This window comes from Streptomyces sp. NBC_01013, assembly GCF_045162765.1.
Lineage (GTDB): Bacteria > Actinomycetota > Actinomycetes > Streptomycetales > Streptomycetaceae > Streptomyces.
On record NZ_CP108687.1, the window covers coordinates 8,351,556 to 8,375,562 of the forward strand.

Sequence of the window (24,007 nt, forward strand, 5' to 3'; positions counted from 1 at the left end):
ATGAGCATCCAGGTGTCGCCCGAGGTCAACGCCATGATCTTCATCCTCACCGGGGAGAGGCTCATGGACGCCGACGAGGATCTCGCGTACGAGAGCCGTCGGCCCTACTCCGGCCTGGGCCGGAAGCTGGACCGGCTGTCCTCGCTGATCGACAAGTCGGTCCACGACATCGGTGAGTCCATGCCGGACGACCTCGCCAAGTCGTACAGCAAGGCGATGGGCATGCTCATCGACGACGGCGGCAAGAACTACCTTCGCGACTTCGCCGAGCAGCTCGACAAGATCGCCGAGGGTCGGCGGAAGACCTCCATGGACATCATGGAGTCCAAGTGGCAGGTCATCGCCGAGATCATCCGGCTGCTCATCGAGATCGCCATCTATCTGGCCATGTCCTTCTTCACCGGAGGCGCCTCGGCCAGTCAGATCATGCTGGCCAAGATGCGCAGCCGGTTCTTCATCCTCACCACGCTCAGCCACCTGCTCCAGCGGTTGCACCTCGCTCCCTCGCTGACCGAGGCGTTCGCCGAGGCGTTCACGACCTTCGCGGTGCGGATGGCGATGATGAACTTCGCCCCGGACGGCCGCCGTCCCGACGGCGTCGACTGGAGCGACATAGGCAAGGCCGCCGCGTTCGGAGCGGCGGCCGGCTTCCTCACCAGCGTCTTCGACAAGTTCGCGCGCGGCATCGTCAAGAGCTTCGACAACAACTTCCTCAAGAACGCCCCGGACCTCGACTTCAAGAACCCCCCCAATCCGAAGAACACCCCCGACCTCGACCTGCCGAACGACCGACCGAATCCGCGGCCGACCCCCGAGCCCAGCCCGAAGCCCGACCGCGACAGCCCTTTCGACGACCGCCCCGGCCCGTACGGGAACGGCCCCGGCCCTTCGAGCAACCCGCCGGTCACCTTCCGGAACAACCCGCTGTCCTTCCGGAACAACCCCGAGCTGTGGCGCAACAACCAGCTCCTGCGCTTCAACGCCGACCGGCCCGGTGCGCTGGCCGGGCACTACGGACTGAAGGGCACGGCCGACTTCCTCGCCGCCGGCTCCGGCGAGGCGCTCGCCGAGATCCTGATCAAGGGAGCCTTCGACGGCGACTGGTCCACCAGTTGGTCCACCTTCGTCGGCGCGGGCATCAGCAGTCAGGTCGAGGCCACACTCAGCGACACGGCCGTGAACAGCGCCGCCGAGCTGCGTCACGTCATCGACAAGCTGCGCAACCCGCCGCCCACCGTGTCCGGCGGCACCACCGGCTCCGACGACGGTGCGTCGCGCTCCACGGGCGGCCAGGACCGCACCGACGGCCCCTCGCGTCCGGACACCACGGGCGGGGACGGCCCCACGCCTACCTCGCTCCCGCCGGTCTCCCAGCAGACCACCGGTCCGGGGGCCGTCGCCGGCAGCCAGTCGCCTCCGCCGTACGTCTCCGAGAACCCGCCGCCGTACACGTCGCTGGACCCGCCGCCCTACTCGCCGGGCCCGCTGCCGGTGACCGCCACCGAGAACGCGCTGTGGCAGCAGGTCCACCAGGGCCCGGCCGAGGTGCGTGAGCAGGCGCTGCGTGACCTGGCCGCCCTGCGCGGCTCCCAGCCGCCCGGCACCTCCGAGATCGGTGTCCGCGACAGCCTGCACGGCAATCTGTCGCAGCTGCCCGAGGTCCGGGTGGTGCCCGCCGGGGGCAGCCCCGCGAACCAGATCGACACGGACGAGGTCCGCCGTGCCCTCGACGGCTTCGGCACGCAGGTCACGGTGGACGCCCCGATCGCCGTGGGCGCGACACCCGGCGCGGTGGACGGGCCGGGTGCGGTGAACGGCGCCGGTACCTCCGGCAGCACGTCCGGCACGAACACCAGGAACTCCGCCGTACGTCCGACGGGGGACAACACCGACCTCGTGGTGGACCACGGCGCGGATGCGGTGTCGGAGGACTCGGCGGGCGGGCCGGTTACCGTGCCCGGGACGTCCCAGGAGAACGTCGCCGAGGACGTCCCGGCGGACTCCGCCGGGACGACCCCGTCCCCGGAGCGCGACGTCCAGGGCGCCCGGGAGGGGAGCACGCAGGAGTCTCCGGAGGGCGTGGTCCAGGCTGCTCCGGAGAGCAACACCCAGGGGTCTCCGGAGAGCGACCTCCGGACGTCCCCGGGGGAAGGGGCGGGCCGGAACGACGCCGTGGCCGCCGTGCCGGGTACTCAGGGGAACGCCACTCCCGTCGCTACGGGCGGCAGTCCCACGACCTCCGCCACCCCCGCGACGGGCAGCGCCGCCCGTCCGGGTGGCGTGCCCACGGCGGGCGGTGCTCCGGCTTCCTCCGCCACGTCCCCGCAGGGCACCCGCGCTCCGGACGGCGCGGCTCAGGCGGACGGCTCGCCGACCACCACGGACGACTCCTCGCCGAGCACTCCCGCCCCGGAGGCCGTCGACGCCCTCAGGCCCGGCGTCACGACGGACCCGGACGTCACCACGCGCCCCGGCGGGAACGCCTCCGCCCCCGTAGGCGACAGCACCACGGTGGACGCCCCCAGCGCTCCGGCCGCCGGCCCCGCCACCGACGTCACTCGCGACCTTGCTGCCGACACCGTCACGGCTCCCCCGAAGGTGAGCACCGTCGGCTCGTCCGCCGACCCCGGCGACCAACGGGATGTCAGCGGCACCACCGACGTGAAGTCGGACCCCGCGCCTGCCGTGCACCCCGATTCCACGCCGGCACCGCCCCTGACGATCGTGGTGTCGCAGGTGCCGCCACCGGGGGAGGGGTCGCCGGAGGCGGCCGAACTGCTGGACGGCGCGGGAACCGACCGGGCCGTCGTGCTCGGGCCGGCCGTCGCGCCCGACGGGACGGGGCGCCCCGTACGCGCCGCGGTGGAGCTGACCCGCGAGGGGCCGGGCTCCCCGGTCCAGGTCCGCACCCTTACCGGCCCGACGCCCGCCGCGACGGCCGCCGGCACCGTGGACACCGCGTTCCCCGGCGCGGACGTGCTGCTGCCGCTCGCCGACGCACTCGGCCCGATGCCCCGCCCCGCCACCCAGAGCACCACGGACACCGACGCGGCCGTCACCTCCACCTCCACCCCCACGCCCCCGCCGACGGGCCCCACGGAGAAGGTGAACCCCGCACACGGCAACCCGGTCCTCCCGGACTCCACGCCCGCCACGGCGCCCGCCGCCGACAAGCTCGCCACCCTGTCGCGGCCCTGGAGCGACCCGGCCACCGACGTGTACCTGGAGTCGGGCGACAGCGACCGTGCCGGGGCCGGCGGACGGGCTGCCGGCCCCGGCACGGGACACGGCACCGGTAACGGCGGCACCCCGCCCCCGCTCGCCCCGGTCACCGCCGAAACCTCCCCCACGACACAGCCCGTCGCCCTTCCCCCGCCCAAGGCCCGGATCGTCGTACGCCCCGTGGGCGGCGCAGCCACCACCGAGGGCGACGGAGACGGGACCGGCAGGCCGACGAGCGAGCCGGCCGTCGTCACCCTGGACGGCCTCACGGTGCCCCTCAGCCAGTTGCGGCGCCTGGTGCCGGACACGACGTCGCAGCCCCAGCCGGGCCGTGCCGTCCGGACGCTGACCATCTCGCAGAGCCCGGCCGAGGACGGCACGCGACGCGACGCGGGGCGCCGGGCGCTGCTCGGCCAGGACACCTTCCGCGGGGTACGCACGGTCTCCGACGGCGGCCCCCCCTCCTCACCCCCGCGCGTGCGGACGGCCTCCGACGCGGGTACCGAAGCCCAGCAGTCCGCCCCACGCACCGTCTTCACCGGCCCCTCGGCCCCGCTCCCCGGTGCGGGCACGGAACGGGGAGCCGACTACTTCGTGGGACACGGCACCCCCCGTACCGTCACGCTCGGCACCGACGACACGGCCCTGCCCAGCGTGAAGGTGAGCGGTGTCCAGCTCGGTGAGGTGCTCAAGTCCTGGGTGGTGGACGGCGATCAGGACCGGCCGCTGGTGCTGTTCGCCTGCGAGACCGGACAGCAGCCGCAGATCGCCGGTCTGCCCGTGGCACAGCACGTGGCGAACCGGACGGGGCGCCCGGTGTACGCGCCGACCACCGAGGTGGGCACCGCCCGCGACCGGGACGGCGAGGTCCGCGCGGTGCTCACCGAGGGCGCGGACGGGCCGGGGCGCTGGCGGTTGTTCACCCCGGAACCCAAGGGCGCGGACCTGGACCGGGCGGCGCGCGACGCCGGTCTGCACGCGGGCCCCGGTCCGGCCGACCCGTTCGCCCGCGCCCGCACCCTCCAGCAGATCCGTACCCTGCGTGATGCCCTCGGATCGGGCGCCGAACAGCGGCCCGGGAACGCCGAGTTGCTCGCCGGTCTCGCCTACGTGGACGGTCTGCGCTGGCTGAACGCGGACAGCGCCGCCCGTTACGGCGACGGCCGCATGACCCCGGACCTGCTGCGCCGCATGGTCACCGACTGGCACACCGCCACCGGTGCCCCGACGGCCGATCCGTCCGCCGACCCCACGGCCGAGCAGTACACCGCGTTCCTGCGCGCGGCGGCCGGGCTACGGGCCGGTGCAGGGCCCGGGACCACGCTCGGCGACCTGTTGCCCCCTCCGCCCGCCCAGCTGTCTCCGACCACGTTGGTCTCCCGGGAGGACGTGCGCGGACTCTCCTACGCGCCCTCGGCCGACGTGGCCTGGTCGTTGACGAGCGCACCGCTGCCGCTGTCCGAGCTGGCCCTCGGCCCCGAGGACACCGCGGAGCTGGCTCGACGCCTGAACGACCCGGCGCCCACGACCACCGGCCGGCAGGAACAGCCGACGCCCGAGCCGCCCAAGGCCGGTGAGGTCGATTCGTATGCGGCGCGTCATGTGTACGGGATGGCGGAGAAGGGGTTCAAGGAGTTCCGTGATCTGGCGCGGGACAGGAACGTGGTCATCGATGTGCGGCCGACGAATTCTCTGGCTCCGAAGTGGCTGGAGGCGGGTGCGTTGCCGAAGCCGTCGGAGATCAAGGCGAAGACGGTCAATGACGTCGATGTCTTTCTGGGTGCTGATCCTTCGGTTGTCGGGCTGGTCGGTTATTTCAAGCCGGTGCTGGCTGATGTGGGGGTTGTTCCGGAGGGGGAGCGGGACCGTGTCCTGTCGCGTTTCAACGAGCGGTCGGCGGAGTTCCGTGCGCTTGCCGGGCAGATGGCGGGACTTGAGGCGGAGAACAGGTTCTTCGTCCGGGACGGAGTGGTCTACGGGACGGGGCGGGACGGTGAGCGGCGTCCGCTCACCGGTGATCACGATGTGTTCGACATCTCGACGCCTGACGGGGAGCGGATCTCGCTTCCGGCGCATGACGCGCTGATCGAGGAGATGCGGGCGAAGGACATGGCCGTGATGCACGGCGCGCACATGTTCTGGAATCCGCCGACGGCTTTCGACAAGTCGGTCTTCGACAAGATCGTCGGGTCTCACCAGGGCCCGGACGGCCAGCCGTTGCTCCGGTTCAGCCCCGGGAACAACAACGCCGAACTCACCTGGACCGTGCCGCTCGGGGTGAATGAGGTCGATTCGTATGCGGCGCGTCATGTGTACGGGATGGCGGAGAAGGGGTTCAAGGAGTTCCGTGATCTGGCGCGGGACAGGAACGTGGTCATCGATGTGCGGCCGACGAATTCTCTGGCTCCGAAGTGGCTGGAGGCGGGTGCGTTGCCGAAGCCGTCGGAGATCAAGGCGAAGACGGTCAATGACGTCGATGTCTTTCTGGGTGCTGATCCTTCGGTTGTCGGGCTGGTCGGTTATTTCAAGCCGGTGCTGGCTGATGTGGGGGTTGTTCCGGAGGGGGAGCGGGACCGTGTCCTGTCGCGTTTCAACGAGCGGTCGGCGGAGTTCCGTGCGCTTGCCGGGCAGATGGCGGGACTTGAGGCGGAGAACAGGTTCTTCGTCCGGGACGGAGTGGTCTACGGGACGGGGCGGGACGGTGAGCGGCGTCCGCTCACCGGTGATCACGATGTGTTCGACATCTCGACGCCTGACGGGGAGCGGATCTCGCTTCCGGCGCATGACGCGCTGATCGAGGAGATGCGGGCGAAGGACATGGCCGTGATGCACGGCGCGCACATGTTCTGGAATCCGCCGACGGCTTTCGACAAGTCGCTCTTCGACAAGATCGTCGGGTCTCACCAGGGCCCGGACGGCCAGCCGTTGCTCCGGTTCAGCCCCGGGAACAACAACGCCGAACTCACCTGGACCGTGCCGCTCACGCGGCCTTCCGGCCTGCCCGCGACCGCACCGGTCTCGCCGGAGGAGGTGCGCGGACCCGGTCCGCTGGTGCCGTCGGCGCAGAACCGTCCGGACAGCCTCGCCGAGAGCCTGGCGCTGTTCAGCAAGGGCAAGGGCCCCGCGACGGCGTCCGACCCCGCGGACCTCGTCCGGGCGCAGGGCCTCGCCTTCCGCCGGGTGGACGTCCCGGGCGACGGGAACTGCCTCTTCCGGGCGGTGCTCGACAGTGCCCGCGGCCGCGACGTGCCTCCTGCCTGGGCCGCCCGGAACATCGCCGGACTGCGCGGCCTGGTGCGTGACCGGGTCGCCGGGTCCGAGCTCGGTACCGTCGCCGACACCCTCGTGCCGGACCCGGTGTTCAGCGTGGTGGACGACCTGCGGACGCGCGCGCTGGCCGGCGTGACCGACGCGGGGGAGCACCGCCTGATCACCGACGCCTGGAACCGCATCGCACAGGCGGTCGTCACCGACGGTGACGCCGACCAGTGGCGGCAGATCCTGGCCGACAGCGACTATCCGCAGCTCGCACAGGTGGCGCCCACCCCCGCCGACGCCCGACGGCTCGGCGGACGCGGCCTGCTCGCCGCGGCCGCGGAGCGACCCGGGCTGTGGTCGTCCCCCTTCGCCGACCTGCTCCCGGACGCGCTGGCGCACACCCTCGACCTCGATCTGCGCCTCGTGCGGCCCGACCCGCACACGACGGGCGCGCTCCTCGTCACCGAACTGCACCCCGGAGGCACCGGCGGCACCCTGCACCTGGCGTACAACGGGAGCGATCACTACGACGCGCTCGTCCCCGCCGCCCCGGAGCCCGCGGCGGACCCGGAAACCGAGCCCGGGCCGAAGCCGGACCCGGGAGCGAAGCCCGGCCCGGAAACCGCGTCCGAGCCGGACCCGGTCACGCCGCCCGTGCCGCCGCTCTCCCCGCAGCCGGACGGTTCCGACCCGTTCGGGGAGTGGCTGCGCAGCATGGCCGGGATCACCGGTCCCGACGATGCCGAGACCCCCGACCGGGGCGACCCGGTGCCACTGGAGACCCAACTCGAAAGGCACCGCCCTGCCCGTCTGCTGACCGGCGACGACGTCCGTCCACCGGGGCCTGCACCGCGCACCGTCACCTTCGAGGACGGCAGCAGGCTGCCCACCGTCCTCATCAGGCCGGGCGCCGACCCGCGTGACACCGCCCCGTCCGGGGCGCCGAAGGGCGCGTCCACGGGGCTGCTCACCGGGCCCGGCACGCTCACGCTCCGCTCGCCCCAGCTGGTGGCGCGGGAGATCCTCGACAAGCTGCCGGCGGCGACGCGTGCGCACTTCGACGAGGCGGAGCTGCTGCGTCTGCTGACCTACCAGCCCTCGGCGTTCACTTCCCCTCGCGGCGCCCGCGTCGTCGGCCGGGAGAAGTCCGGGGTCGGCCTGGAGATGACGGTCGAGGCCGTCCCGTACCACCGGTGGGAACGCTTCTCCGACGTCGGTGGCGCCACGGTCCGGGTGGACACGATGCGGCGTGGGCAGGCCGGTACGGGTGGCGGACGCAGTGTGGGCGTCGGACGCCGTATCGCAGGCGGCGTGGGCATGGGACCGCCCCTCAACTGGCTCCTGAAGATCGGTACGTCGCTGGGCTGGAGCCGCAGGACCGACTACACCCAGGGCACCACGGCGTACAACCAGGGCGAGCACCGCGCCCACGAGGGCTCACACCTGCACCTGGACGACGTCCACTACCGGGTGACGGTGCGACGGGTCACCGAGGCGCCCAAGGCCGCCAGGACCGGCACCGCGGCGACCGGTCCCGTCGCGGGGCCGCGTTGGCAGCGCACCCGGGTGCACACCGCGGAGTTCGGCATGCGGGACGGGCTCAGCTGGCGGCTGCCCGACGACCTCACCGTGCCGTTCACGGGGCCCCGCCGGGCACCGGAGACCCTGACGTTCCCGGACGGGGTGGAGCCGCGGCTGAACGACTCCACCGCCCTTCACCTGACGACCCCCCCGGAGGACATCGCACTGGCCCTCTCCGGGGCACGCCCCGGCAGTTCGGCGCACCGCACGCTGGTCTCGTACGTGCGCCCGGGACGGCTGCTCGGGCTGTTCGGGCGGCTCACCGGACCGGTCAGCGGTCCCGAGCTGACGCAGGGCAGCGGCCAGCACCCGATGGGGCACCTGGTCGTGGAACGCTCGGTGCCGCACCGGGCCGTGCTGGTCACCGAGTCGGTCAAGGCGGAGGTGCGCGACCTCACCCAGACCACGTACCAGAACCAACGCGGTCACGTCCGCGAGACCAAGTTCGGATTCCAGGTCACCGCGGGCCCGAACCACACGCTGCCCGGGCTCGAGACCGACGTACGCCTCCAGGGCGGTCCGCTGGTCCGCGCGGACCTGGGCATCGGGCGGGGCCACTACCTCGGTACCGACGCGGCCCGCAAGGTCACCGGCCGGGTCCGCAACCATCCGATGGCGCTCTACCAGGTGGAGCGCACCCTGATGGTCCGCAGGGCCGGTGAACCGGCCTCCGCGGCCCGGCCGGTGCACGTGGTCAGCCTGGACTGGATCTCCACCCAGGACGCCCGCCGGCTGGCGGGCTGGGACAGTCGCACGCCCGGCCGCACGGGACCGAACCCGGACGCCGAGCCTCCCGTGCCGTGGTATCTCACCCGGAAGGACCCGGTCCACCTCGGCGGACAGGTCCGCGCGGAGGGCTTCCGCCCACAGGCACGCACCGTCGCCCAGCCGCCGACGACGCAGCAGACGCCGCCGCCCGTCACCGGTCAGCAGTCACCGCCGCCCGTCACCGACGAGCAGGCGCCTGCGACGACACAGGAGCGGACACCCCCGAGGACCGGCCCGCAGACACCGCCCCCGGACCAGCGGCAGCCCGCCCCCCAGGACGGCACCGCCCCGCAGGACGGCACCGCCCCGCAGGACGGCACCGCCCCGCAGGACGGCACCGTCGCGCCGGACCCCATGCGCGCCTTCACGGACGCCGTCCTGGACACCCTGCACCGCTCGTACCCGTCGATGTTCGTTCCGCCGATGATGCTGAGGCATCCCCGGCTGGCCCGGTTCCGGTACGGCGACGGACGGTTGCGGACCGCGCTGCACAACGAGCGGCAGGTGCGGGAGGCGCTGAACCGGCCCACCCTGACGCAGAGCCTGGACGAACTGACCACCACCGGGGTCCCGGTCACGCTCACCGAGGACGGCGTGGTGCGCCGCGGCCACCACACGCTGATCCTGCGGGCGTCGCTGACCGACCGCCGGTTCGAGACCACCATGAGCGAGCGGTCACTGCGCAACGCGGTGATCGGCAACGAGGTCTCCGGCCAGGGACAGCAGGACTCCAGCACCTACTCCGCGGGCATCGAGGTGGGTGTCTCCCCGCGCGACCACGACAAGGTGCCCGGTCCCGACCTGCCGCGCCAGGCAGGGAGCGTCTCGGTGGGTGCCCGCCACGCCCGCACCTACCAGAAGGCCACCCGGAACACGGTCACGGTCGCCCACGACCACCTCACCTTCCAGAACGGCGCCGACCTCTACAGCTACCAGGTGGAACTCGGCGCGACCTTCGAGGGCCACCGCCGGCCGCGCGGCTGGGCGCGGCTGCTGACCGTCGGTCTGCTCGGTGCGGGCGTCTTCGTCAGCAAGGTCGAGGAGCGCCCGCTGTTCAGCCGGGGTACCGAAACCGTGGGACGGGTCGAGCTGGCCGTGCCCGCCGCCCACGGGTCCGACCGGCACGCGCCGACCGACCCGCCCGCCGACGGCACGACGACCGCGCCGACTCCCGCCCCCACGCCCCAGCGGCTCTCCACCGCGGAGGCGGACCAGCTCCTAGACGGCATCCGCCCGCTGCCCAGGGCGGACTCGGACGACCGCAGGCTCGTCCGGCAGCTGCTGAGCGCACCGCACGTCGTGCTCAGCGCCGAGGGCGGCCCGCAGCGCCAACAGCTGATGCAGGACACCGCCGACCGCGCGGCGGGCGGCACCTGGCACGTCAGCGCCCCCGGTGCGCCGGTGCGCACCGCGCTGCGACGGGCGATGGCCAACCTCGGTGTGGCCGGTCAACTCGGCCAGTACCTGGGGCCGTTCGGCTCCCGGATCACCGGGCTCAACGGCGCCGGGCCGCTCCGGACGCACTACGTGAAGGCCGCGGTCCGCGGTGAGCTGGACAACCTGCGGGTCAGGAGCGATCCGAAGCCGGCCAGCCTGGAGACCACCATCGCCAACGACCACCGGGTCGTCGGCAGCACGAGCACCGGCTCGCGCACCACGTTGGGCGTCCAGGGCGGCTACATGCCGTTGCAGCAACTCCCCGGCAAGGAGCCGGTCGTCGGCTCGTACTCCTCCGCCCTCCAGTACGCCTGGGGCAAGGGCCGCGGCTTCTCGCAGGCCCTGACCCGGGGACGCAGCACCACCGTGACCTTCGCCGGCCGGATGTACCTGGTGGTCGCCGACGCCACGGAGACCGTGGCGGTGCGGGACCGCTGGACGGCCGCGATCGGCACGGTCGGTACCCGTGCCGGGGGCCGCGTCAGCTCCGCCGCCGGGAAGGTGTCCGAGAGGCTCGGACGCGGCCTGGCCCCGCGCCGGGCGGCCGCCGCGCTCCAGCGGATCCGTGACGCGGTGATGTTCCACCTGCCGATGCAGGACGCCATCGAGGCCGGGCTGGCCCCCGACGGGCTGGGCCCCACCACCCCGAAGAACCTCGGCGGCGGCTACCGGGTGCCGGCCTTCCTGCGGGGCCGGCGCTTCCCGACCCACCCCAGCGGCCAGCTGGACGCGAGCCGGGCCGCGCAGGTGCTGCTGCCGCGCCTGCAGAAGATCGGCGTGCCCTCGCACGACCGTGAACAGGTCCTGCAGCGGCTCTCACCGGACTTCCTGCGCGCCCACCTGCACGAGCTGACCACCGAAGGAATGAGTCTGCCGGTCCGCTACCGCGCCTGGGCCAGCCCGCACCTGCTGCCGGTCGGAGGCAGCCCCGGGCAGGTCCGGTTCAGACTGACACCGATCACCACGACCGTGCAGCGGCTGCGTACGGGGTTCGAGCTCGAGGACTACCGCAACATCTCCCGTGACGACGCGGACAACACCCACCAGGACCGTGGCGCCGACCTCACCCTGTCCGCCGGCGAGCGCGCGGCGGACAACGGGGTGCTCATCGCCAACCCCTCGCTCCAGGGAACGGCGGCCAAGCAGCGGGGGAGCACCCGGACCGAGACCGTGGGCACCACCTCCATGCCGAACATCGCCACCACGCAGGCGCACGCGGAGATCGTCACCGGCTACACCCTGACCGTCACCATGACGGACGCGGCCGGTGACCCGCTCGCCCCGCGTGCGGTCGCCCAGGTCGGCACCCTCAACGAGATCGCGCCGGCGAGCCTGCTCACCCCGGTGGGTGACGGCGACGACGGCGCGGTCACCGAACAGGACGTGCCCGAACCGGACCGCTCGGTCCACCTGCTGACGGCCGAACAGTCCCTGCCGGACGGCATCGCCGCCTGGCGCACCTCCGGTGACGGCGTGAGCGGTCCCGACCCCGACATCCTGCCCTTCGACGACCGGATCGGCTCCGGCATCCTCGCCGTCGACATGCGCGGTGCGACAGGGGTGCACGATGCGCTGACCCTCGCAACCGCCCGCGCCGACGGCCTGGGCGACTCCGACCTCGGCAGCCGGCACTCCGGCAACGTCCTCGCCTTGCGCGTGCGCATGGCCCGCCACACCCCGCTCACCGGCCTCGGCACGGCGCCCGCGCAGGCCCAGGCGGAGGCCACCTCGCAGGGCGGACTGACCGCGGGGTTCCGCGAGGCGCTCGGCGCGGGCGGCTCCCAGCTGCCCGTGCAGTCCTCCGCCCGACTGCTGGGCCAGTCCCACACCGCCGACTCCCGCCTCTACGCGAAGATGCACCGCCGCGGCGCGCGGCTCCTCGCCGTGGAGAACAAGCCCCGCATGGAGGCCATGCAGCGGTCCAAGACCTCCGACGCCCTGGAGGCCGGTATCACCGACAACGTCGAAGGCATGGCGGGCACCGCGCCGCTGGCCGGCAACAGCAACGCAGGTGTGACCAACCCCGGTGGTGCGGTACCGATCGGCGGCGCGAACGACGGCACCGCACTGAAGGGCGCCACGGACACCACGCTCGGCACCCACGTCAAGGTCGTCACCGACCGCAGCATGCTGTTCGCGGTGCCGGTGACCTGGCTGGCGGTGGCCGAGGTGGACCACCGGATCACCGACAGCCGCCCGTTCCGCGCCCTGGGCGCGGCCCGGCGGGGACCGCGCGCCGCCGAGGCCGGGACCACCGCGCTGATCTGGTTGCGTGAGGACATCGCACGCGACTACGGCCTTCTGGACGACAGCTCGTTCCCGGCCGAGGCGAGCGCCGCCTGGGACGACATGGCCAAGGCGGCCGCCGACCTCGCCGCGGCGGAGAAGGAGTACTACGACGCTCGCGCGCGGGCCCGTGAGGCCTGGCTCTCCCTGAGCCCCGCCGAGCGGAGCACGCTCGGCGACCCGCCCCTGACGACCGTGCTGCCGCGGGAGTCGGCCCAGTCCCCGGCCGTCATCACCTGGCAGGCCGCCCGCGACGCCGCACGGCTCTGGGAGGGGCGCGCCGGGACGGCCGCCGCGGACCACCACCGGCTGCATCTCGCCGCCTCCCGTCTCACCTCCCACCACCAGGGCTCGGCATCCGTCCCGGTCGCGGACGCGCCGCAGGAGTACACGGCGCCGGGATGGCGGTCCGAGGCGCCGGAGCCGTACGGGATCACCGACGCCACCGGCTCCACCCCGCGCACCCTCACCTCGCCGGACGGCGCCACGGTGCGCGAGGTGCACGAGGTGCCGCACGACGGCGCCTCGTTCTTCCACGCGCTGCTCGCCGTCGCCAGGGGGCAGCTGTCCCGCCTGCTCGGCGGCAATCTCGCCGGCCGCTTCGCAGAATCACCCGGTGACCCGGCGGTCGGCGCCGAGGCCATCCGCGCCGCCCGTGACCGCCTGGCCTGGGCCCTGGGCGAGGACGGCAACCAGGATCTGCTGGACGCCCTCGCCCTGGACACGGCCGACACCTTCACCCAGGCCGAACTGGACGGCGCGGGCGTGGTGCTGACCCGGGAGCAGCAGGCCGAGTTCGACGCCTTCGGCCGTCTCCCACTGACGTTCTGGCCGACGCCCGAACAGCGTGTGGCGCTGGCGACCGCCGCCCTGTCCCGCCCGTTCACGAGCGAGCCGTCCGGCGCCGAGCAGCCGGCGGGCGCTCCGGCCCCGCCCGAGCGCCGCGCCGGGGACCACGGCGGCGCCGACCTGCTGCCCGCCCTCGCCGCGCGGGTCCTCGGCACCCCGCTGACCGTGGTGACCGGTGAGGGCCGCGATCAGCTGTTCCTCCCGCACGGCACCGATCCGGCCGCCGTCGATCCGGCCGCCGACCCGGTGCTCTTCTCCGCCGGAGGCTTCTTCCACGCCGCCCTCCCGCCCGGCTCCCCGGCCCCGGCCACCGGCGCGCTGCCCGCCCCGGCGGCTGCCGGGACCTCCGGCGCGGACACCACGGCCGGGGATCCGCCCACGCACCGCAGCCACACCACCGCGCCCTGGCTGCCGCCCGCCGACAGCAGCGGACCGCGCTACCGCCTCGCACGCGACGGCGTCCTCACCGCGCCCGACGGCGCCACCTACACCCAGGGCACGCCCACGGGACGCGGCAACGGCTTCTTCGGCGCTCTCTCCACGGCCCTGCGCGCCGCCGCAGGCCTGCCGGGCACGGACCGCCGGGTCGCCGCCCGGCTGCGGATGCGCTCCGAGACGGTGCCGACCCGGCTCATGCGCCTGGCCGGCCTCCCGGGCGACCCGGCGGAGCGGGACACGTTGTTCGCGCCCCCGCCCCTCGTACCGCGCAGCGGAGATCCCACGCCGAGCAAGGACGCGCTGGAGGGACGCCTGCGCCGTCACCTCGCCGAGGCCCCCTGGGGTCCCGGAGCCGACCGGGCCGTCGCCGAGTGGGCCGCCGGAGCGACCGGCACCACCGTCACCCTCATCGAGGAGAACGGCACCGCCCACACGTATCCCGGCCCGGCAGGCGACGGCGGCCCGCACATCCGGCTCCGCCGCCGCGGCGGCGACTTCGTCCCGCTGGTCCCGCGCACCGCGGCGACCGGAACGGGATCCGAGGCCACACCGAAGAAGGGGCCGCAGACCGACGGCACCACCCGGCCCACCACGACCGCGCCGGGCACGTCGCCGTCCGTCGTCCCGCCGGTGGCCGCCCACGAGCCGCCGGTCCCGCCGCCGCCGCGCGAACCCGCCCCCGACCCGCTGTCCCCGCCGCCTGCCCCCGAGGGGACGCCGGGTCTGCGGGACGCGGAGGAGGCATACGAGCTGGACACGCTGTCCGGCAGGCCGGGCCCCTCGCGGTCCGATGCCGAGGCGCTGGCGCAGTTCCGGTTCACCGACGACACCAGCGAATCCGAGAGCGAGTCCGAGTCGGACTCCGACTTGGACTCCGACAGCGAGGACGGCACCACCGGGAGCACCCACGAGGCCTGGCTCGACCTCCTCTTCGGCCCCGCGGTCCGGGAGGACTACTCTCCCGAGATGCTCGTCGGCACGGCGCTGTCGCTGCGGGAGCTCGCCCGCAGGGCACCGCAGCCGGCCACCGGCACCCGCGACCCTCTCCGCGACCTCACCAGGCGTGTGCTGAACCTCGGCCCCGGCGTCGAGGTGACCGACCAGCACCTCCTGCTCCTCGGTTCGCTGGCACTCGACGCGTCCCCGGCCCAGCTGGCCGACGAGGGCGCTCTCGCCTCGCACCTGCGACGGCACGACGCCGCCCTGGACCGCGGGACCGCCCTGATGTCGCAGGACGCCACCGTGCGCAACTGGACCGGGACCGGGGACCAGGTGCCGCCCCTGGACTCGTACGCGGTGGAGGGGGACGACGGCAGGATCAGCGCCTGGCCCGCGCCGTGGTCCGAGCCGTACGTGGTCCTCGCCCAGGACAGCGAGGAATCGGTCCTGCTGAACACGCCGCGCGGCACGTTGACGCTGGACGACCCCGGTGAGTTCGCCCGGCTCGTCGCACGTGACTCCGCGCGGCCGGCGGGCGCCGACGTCGTCCTGGCCTTCCCCCACCAGGACATCGAGGTCCTGGCGCGGCACGTCGCCGATCTGACCGGTTCCAGGGTCTGGTACTCGGAGCACGCCCCCCGCCCGTCCACCGACTGGCGGACCGGCACCGAGCGCATCACGCTGGGCCCCGTCGGGGACGACGTCGGCAGGGTGTGGACGTCCGTCCGGCCTGACCAGGACGCGGACGGCTCGGGCGACTTCGACGAGCTCATCGGTCTGTACGAGGACGACTCCGACCGGGCCGACGGGATCGCGGCACGCCGGGCGGAACCGCTGACCACGACGGACTACGGCGTCGTGGACGACAGCGGCGAAGGCGTGCTGTTCCGCCGGCCCGGGGGGATCCGCGGCAGATGGCAGACCCCGCGGGCACTGAGCGGCACGGAGGACGCCCCCGAAATCGCCATGTCCGTACAGGAGTACAGCGACACGCTCGTCAGTGACCGGCCAGCCCTGCGGATCTCCCCGGACCGCACGCTCGCCGTCGAGAACGGTGCCTACGGGCAGCAGGTCTTCGCCACGGAGCAAGCCGTCGCGAACGCCTCCGTGAAATTGGCACGGGCGGGACTCGCGGTGCGGCTGCGGACCGATCAGTCACTGAGCATCATCCTGCCCACCCCCGACGGGGGCACCAGGCGGCTGTTCCGTGTCGTCCCCGTCTTCCTGACCCGCTCCGGCGAGTCCACCGAAGAGATCTGCCGGGACTTCGCGGACATGCTGGCCGACGGTGCCCGCACCTCGCACATGGTCTTCCGTGGTCCGGGGGGCGGACCGGCGGTCACGGCGCCCGTCAACGCCTCCGACGGCGCGGAGGTCACCGGCACCCATCACCTCGCCGACATCCTGAGCCATGTCGCGGACGGCGACATACCGGCGGAATCGGCGGATCCGGCCTGGGCGGCGTCCCTCGCCCGCCGGGACGACCGGCCCACCGGCGGCGACGGCGGTCCGCTGCCCGGCCGCGCGTACGGAAGCGCGCTGAGCCTCGACCAGGCGGACGACCCGCGCCGCGACGCCCTGTCGGACGCCGCACGCCGGATCGGGGTCAACGAGCACGCGTGGGCCGACATCGGCGAGGGCTATGTCGTCCAGTCCGTCGCGGCGGCCGGCGCCCAGGGCCAGCCGAGCCTGGAGCAGAACTTCGCCAAGCCGCAGAGCGCGGCCGGAGGCGCGCACTTCGGCTACCACTTCGCCACGGTCGTCCTGGCCAGCGAGGACGGCAGCCACCAGATCTCCCTGGAGAACCACGCGCGTTCCTCGGTACGCAACCACCGGCACCGCAGAGCGGTCCGGGCAAACCTGGACACCCTCACGGTGGACGAGATGCGGGAGAACGCGGCGCTCCTGCGACAGGAGATCGAGCGCCGGCAGGAGGCCGGGGACGACGAGCACCTCGCGGAGCTGCGCGGCCACCTCGACCTGACGCTGGCCATGATCAGGGCCGGCCAGGCCCGTACGGAGATGCGGGCGGCGCCGGCCGATTCGCCGGAGCGCGCCGCAGCCGAGCGCACGCTGGAAGCGGCCACCCGCGCGGCCGCGACGCGCGTCGGACAGCTCGAAGCGGTCATCCCGGGCAAGCGGCAGTGGTACATGCGGATGTACGCACAGCGCCCGGGTGAGTCGGCCCACGACACCAACGCGGAACTGCTGTCCGACACGCCCTCCGCCGAGGCCAACCCGTTCACCGCCGTCGTGCTCCGCGGACAGCTGGCGCTGCCGGTTTCCGTCACGTTCGCCAAGGACACGCACCGGACGCCCGAGAGCGCGAAGCACCCCGTCCGGCACCTCGCCAAGGTGGTGGCCAGGGCGGGGCTGTGGAACGCCGCGAACGGGCTGCCGCTGCCGGACGTCAGGATCAGCGGGGTGCGCGGCGCGCGCCTGCTCGGCCGGGACCTCACCAGGACACGTGCCGAGGCGGTCGCGGCCTCCTTCCGGCAGGAGCTCGCCGACGCTCTCGCGGATTACCAGGAGGACACTCCGCAACCGCACCTCACCGCGGACGGCTTCACCGTGGAACCCGTCGCGGTGCGCGGCCGCCGGCCCTCCACCGGAGACGCGGGTACCGCCACCGTCGACATCACGGTCGACGACCACCGCGGCGGCCCCCGGGACGTCGCCGTCCGCGGTCCGCGCGGCGGTTCCCAGACGCGCCTGCCGGGCGGCTCGCGCGACGACGGCGCCGACCCGGTGGCGGAGCAGTGGCCCATCGGCCGCCCGGTCACCGTCGGGCGTCCCCGCTACGGAGTCGACCCGCGCTTCATCGTGTCCGCCGCCGACGTGCCCGACGCGGGCACGCCCTCCACCGGCGCACCCGCGGACACCGGGAAGGGCAAGGAGCGGGCCGCCCCGGACACGGACGACGCGACGGCCACGGCGGGCCCCCGGCCGAACCTGTGGTTCACGTACACGCGTGACGCCGAGTCCCGCCCGGAGCCCTTCCGCTACGAGGTCGCCGACACCGGACACATCCGGCTCCCCGGAGGGGACGAGATCCCGCCGACCGGGTGGGCCAGGTTCGGTCACGACTTCGTCCACGGAACAGGCGCGATCCTGCGGGGCGACAGCGGCTGGATCGGCCGCGTGGACAACATGGAGACGCTCTCGCTCCTCATGGCGGATCTGGACCAGGAGCCCACACCCCACCGGGTCGTGGCGGACGGCTCGGCCCTGTACCTGGTGCCGGAGGGCGACGGGGACTCGGCGCTGCGCATTCCGCTGCGGGAGTCCGCCGACGCCACGCCCCCCGGGCCGTCCCCGTCCGAGCCGCCCCGCGCCCGCCTCGACGACCGGCCGCGCGTCGTCGTGCGGTCGGCCTTCGACGTGCGGCGCTTCACGCACGCCGGTGAGACCGTCACCGACCTGACCGTGCGGCTCGCCCTGCGTCCCGGCGACGGACGGGCGGACACCGATGCCGTCCTGGCCCGGGTGCTCCGGGGCGTGGAGGAGTTCTACAACCGCCCCGGGCACAAGCTTCCCAACGGGGACCGGTTGCACGTCACCGTCGAGCCGGTCCGGCCGGACGAGAACCCCCACCTGACGGTCGATCTCGTGGGCCGTGACCAGCGGATGAACCAGCGGGCGTGGTGGGCCGACGCAGACCCGGCGGACTTCGCGCACGAACTCGCGCACCAGCTGTTCCTGCGCGACGAGACGCGCGACGCGACCAACCCCGGGCGGCTCCACGCGCCGGGCAGCCTGCTCGGACCCTTCCGGGAGCAGGCCCCCGACGGCGTCGCGCAGACCGGTCTGCGCCCGCGCCACCTCCAGCTGTGGGCGGCGGTGGCCGGGGACATCGATGCGCACACCTCGCCGGAGGGGACGAGCTGGGCCGATGCGCGGACGGACGCCCCGGCGGAGAGCCGGGAGCCCGTGTGGGTCGACCCGGTGTCGCTCCCCGACGCCTCGCCGCAGTCCGGTCCGGACGGTGCGGTGCCGCCCCCGCTGCCCCCCGGACGCGACCTCTCCCCGCTCGCGGAGGAGTCCGACGACTCCGACTCCGACGACGAGGCGGCCGATCCGGGTTGGCTGGACACCGTGTTCGGCCCGCACCGGGGAGACATCCCCCGTGCCCGGCTCCGCGAGACCTCCGAGGCACTGCTCGACCTCGTCCGGGAGGAGGCGGCCGCCCAGCCGACGTCGCGTGAGCTGCGCCACGGCCTGAACCGCGTCACCCGTCAGGTCCTGCACATGGCTTCCGGGTCCCGGCCGGGCCCCGCGGACTTCCTGCTGCTCGGTTCCCTGGCGCTCGACGCCTCCTCCGACGACCTCGCGAGTACCGAGCAGCTCGCCGTCTACTTCATCGAGCGGCAGATCGAGACCGGCCGCGGCGCCATGGACGAGGCCACGCTGCTGCGCGACGACTACGGGGCCGTCGTCGGGCGTGACTTCACCGGGCGAGGGCTGCCCGCCCCCGAGCCCGCCTCCTACGCCGTGCGGGGCCGGGGCCGGGTCATCCCGCGTCCCGCCCCGTGGCAGAACCCGTACATGGTCGTGGCCAGGGCGGCCGGTCACGCCGTCGAGGTCACCATGCCGGGGCGTACATTCCGGGTGGACAGCGCCGACGAGCTGGCCATGCTCATCTCGTACGACTCCCGGCGGCCCCGCGGCGCCGACATCGTCCTGGCGCTGCCTCCGGAGTACGCCGCGACCGTCGCCCTCCTGGTCACGGGGACGACCGGCCGCCGCGTCTGGTATCCCGAGGCACCGGTCGACGTCGCCACGCATCCCACCGCCGGGACGCGCCACCTCATGCTGGACCTGAACGACGGCAACACCGGGGCGGGCTGGGCATCGAGCGACCCGTCCGAGGGCGACGGCCTGCCCGGAGCCCGCGACTTCGACAGCGACACCGACGGCGGGCCCGTCCTGGACAGCGACGACGACCTGTCCAGTACCGAGGGGGACGCGGAGTTCGACCGGCTGGCCGACCAGGCCGTCCTCGAACGGCAGATCGAGGGGCTCCGCCCCCGGCCGCTGACGACGCGTGACTACGGCGTCATCGACAAGCGCGGTACCGGGGTCCTGTTCACCCGGCCGCTCCCGCCCGTCGTCGGCGAGGTCCGGGCAGGCACCGGCTCCGACGCCCTGGTCCTGCCGCGCCAGGACCAGGGGACCGTCCCCACGGCCGGCCGGCCGGCGCTGCACATCTCCGAGGACCGCACGCTGGCGATGCTCGCGGGCGACGGGGACACCACCGGCCGCGGCCGCCAGGTGTACGCCACCCGGGCGGCGGTCGAACGCTCCTCGGCGCGGCTGACCGCGGCAGGGGCCGGGGTCCGGCTGAAGACCGACGAGTCGGCCGGCGTGCTGCTGCCGAAGGAGGACGGTTCCTACGGCGAACCGCTGTACCGGGTGGAGCCGGAGTTCCTGACGGCTTCCGGCGCCTCGGAACACGCCTTCACCCGCACCTTCGCCCAGATGGTGGCCGGCTCCACGAACGCCCCCTTGTCCCACATCGCCTTCCGCGGGCCCACCGGCGCCGTCGTCTCCACCGCCCCGGTGAACGGACAGCACAGCCGTGAGGTCACCGGGACGCACCACCTGGCCCAGGCGCTGACGGAGGTCGCCGAGGGCTCGCGCCCCGCCGCCGAGGTGACCCCCCGCTGGGCAGCCCGCCAGGCGGGCAGGGACAAGCGCTTCACCGGTGGCGTGGTGGGCGCGCCCACACCGGGCGAGCGCTACGGCCGGGCCCTGAGCTACGAGCCGGACAACCCGCTGCGCACCCCGCTGGCGTCGGCCGCGCGGCGCATCGGTGTCAACGAGTACGCGTGGGCAGGGGTCGGAGAGGGCTATCTGATCCAGTCGGTCAGCACCACGAACGACGGCGGCGCGCAGTTGTTCACACACAACCACGCCAAGTCCGGCGACCGGGTGGGCCCCCACGCCCCCTACCACTTCGCGCAGGTCGTGCTGGAGAGCGAGAACGGCACCCACCAGATCACGCTGGAGAACGAGACCCACTCCCGGACCCCGATCTCCCCCGAGGCCCTCGACGACGTCATCGACGAGAACCTCGACCGCTACGGGGAGCACCAGCTCCTCCAGCTGGCCCGCAGTGCCGAACGGCAGGTCGCCGAGGCGCGGGAACGCGGCGCGGACCGGTCGGAGACCGACGGTCCGGAGGGCTTCGCCCGGGTCGCCAGGGCCCTGGCTGCCGTCCACGACGCCGAGCAACTGCCCCCCTTCTTCGACGAGGACCGGCCCGAGCACGCGCTGGCACTGGACGAGGTGGACCGGGCCCGCTCCCGCGCGAGGGAAACGATCCGGGACGCCGCGCCGGTGATGGACGACAAGGACCTCTGGTCCTTCCGTGCGTACAGCAAGCGGCCCGGTGAGTCCGCGCACGAGGTCAACGCGGCACTGCTGTCGGACTCCTCTCCCGCGGTGGCCAATCCGCTGACGACGGTGGTGCTGCACGGCCACGCGCCGCGCTGGCACCAGCAGGCGATCCACTTCGACGAGGGGGACCACGGCGTCCCCGCCGACGCGGACGGCACGATCGACGGCCTGGCGCAGTCACTGGCGCGGGCGGGACTGTGGAACCGCGCCCACGGACTGCCCATGCCCAGGATCACCCTCACCGGGCACGGCAATCGCTCGCAGGCCAGCGGCCAGGACCGGGCGGACGCCGTCGCGAGGGCGCTCGCGACCAGGCTGGGCCAGATCCTGACCACCCTTCAGGCGGACACGGACGGACCGCGGGTCGGCGTGAGGGACTTCGGTCTCACCAAGGCCGCCAAGCGGGTGCGCAGGGCCACCGACCCGGCCCAGGGGCGCGTAGTGACGATCGAGATCGACGACCAGCGGCTCGTCCCGCCCGGTTCGTCGCAGCCGTCGGGGACCACCACGCCCGTCAGGGACGCGGCCGCGTCCGAGCGGCCCGCACCCGACCGGACCTCCGGATCCCCGGTCGCCGGGCAGGAGAACGGTGAATCCCCGTCCACCGGGCCCGACGAGACAGCCGAGCCCTTGACGGTACCCACCCCCGAGCGCGGCAGGTCCCGCTCCCGGGGCCGTTCCGCGATGCCCAGCCCGGAGCGCAGGAACAGCGACGCGCCCCCGTGGGTCATGGCGCGCATCCGCTACGCCGAGGAGTCCGCCGCCTTCGACCGCCGGCTCGGCGAGTACCTGGCCGAACACGAGGCGGTGACGGCCGAGTTCCGGAAGATGGCGAGTGCCGCGTGGGCGGCCGCGCGCATGAGGCATCCGCGCGCGCTGGCTACGTTCGGAGACACCAGCAAGTTCAAGGCGGGCGTCGTCGGCACGTCCCGCGATGCCCTCCAGCGAGTGCTGAGGAGCGGAAACCTGCGGGAGCTCGTGGCGTTCCTGTACGAGGGGATCTCCGAGAACCTCGTGCCGGAGATGCTCGGCGGCGTGGAGGAGCAGCACCCGGAGATCGCCGCCGAGCGGCCGAGCCGCCGGCAGAGGGAGGCCTACGCCGAGTACATGCGGCGCGCCATCGAGATCCAGCAGTCGGCCCTGACCCTCGAGGAGAAGGAGGCCGCCGTCAGGGACCTGCCGCGGCCCGTGGCCGATCCGCCACACCCGGACACCGCGCGCCCGCCGCTGAGCGCGGCGGAGCGCCGGATCGCGGTCGACGAGGCCGGCCTGACCTGGATGCCCGCGACAGCGGTGTATGACCTCGCGATGAGCGCCGGCTTCCAGGGCCGGTCCGAGGACTCGGGCGGCCTGGTGGCGACCGGCACAGCCGGGTCCACGTACCGCTTCCTGCTGCACGCCGCCCGGATGCGGGACCAGTGGGGCCTCGACCTGGACCTCGGTCTGATCCGGGCCGGGATGCTGGCCATCTCGCTCACCGTCGGCCACCACACCGCCCATGAGGTGATGCGCGGCGCCCAGCTGGCACTGGACGGCGTGCCCGGCCACGACCCGGCGCTGGACTACACGGACAACTGGGGCCGGTACTGGAACGTCCATCCCCTCGGCGAGCGGGAGCTGAGGGAGAACGTCGCGCGGGACGGGCTCTTCCCCGACGAGCACGCGCAGGCCCTCCTGGACGAGCTGGAACCGAAGCCCGTCGGCGGCGTCGTACGGCAGGACGGCGCGCGCACCCGTGCGACGCTTCCGCACCGTCCGGTGCACACCCGCCCCGTCGCCTCCGAGCCGAACCACCCGGCTCCTCAGATGCCGAACGCTCCCGCCCCGCACCAGGGCACCACCGCCGCGTCGCCCCAGGTGTCGCCCGACGACGCGGAACGGCACCGCGAGGCGATCCTCGACGCCCTGTACGGCCTCGGCGCCCTCAACGGCGTCGACCCGGGGCGGGCCGCCGAGGGCCTGGAGCGGCTCGACCGGCTGAGGGAGACGGACCCGGAGCTGCGCGGCGGCTTCCTGGACCTGGACGCCCTGGTCCGCCGGACGCTGCTCCTCGATCCCTCCGACACCGTGAACGCCGCCGCCCGCGGCGCCCTCATGCGGCTCGTGACGGACCCCTCCACCGCAGGCGTCCGCACACTGAGCGCGGTGTCCGCCCACTACCTCGTCCGGCGCGGCGCCTTCCACGCGGACTTCCGGCTCACCGACGCGCAGGGCCGCCCGCGCGGCTGGAACTGGCTGGGCCAGGCCCTGCCGGCCGACTTCGACCCGGGCACCACCGGCCGTGTCTCGCGTGCCCCCGACGGCACGACCGGCCACAGCGGGCCCGAGACCGCGCCGTGGCTCCCCACCCCGGGCCACCCCGACCCGTACCTCGTGCTGCTCGGCGGCCGGCCGGACGGGGTCGTGGTACGGGGACTCGGTGGCTTCGCGCGTCCCGTCCCGCCCGAGGTCCTCAACGAGCTGATGGCCCTTGACCGGGGCCTCGCCGGCCGGCCGGGACCGCTGCTGCTGCACGTCGCCCGGTCCGAGGCAGCCTCCCTGGACATGCCGCGCGGGCTCGCCGACCGCCTCGGCAGAGACGTGTGGGCCACCACCGGCCGGTCGGCCATCGGGCGCCTTCCCGGAGCCCCGGACCGCTCGGTCGTCCTGCTGCTGGACGAGGAGAAGCAGGCGCCCCGGGGCCAGTGGTTCTCCAACACGCCCGCCACACAGCCCACGTCGTCCTCCGACGCGGTGGACGGCGAGATCAGCTCCCTGTCCGTCGCCCACCACGGGAACCGGTCCACGGGCTACATCTCCATGGACCTCGCCGACTCCGACGACGGGGGCT

The 24,007-nt window shown here is 73.9% G+C and carries 1 protein-coding gene (running past one end of the window); it reads left to right on the forward strand.

The genetic code is table 11. The features are described from left to right. Positions 1 to 24,007 carry the 5' portion of a lonely Cys domain-containing protein gene (locus OG538_RS36185; protein WP_406099878.1) on the forward strand. 13,235 nt of this gene lie beyond the right edge of the window, so 24,007 of the gene's 37,242 nt are visible here — the first part of the coding sequence; the start codon lies at positions 1 to 3; its stop codon lies beyond the right edge, outside the window.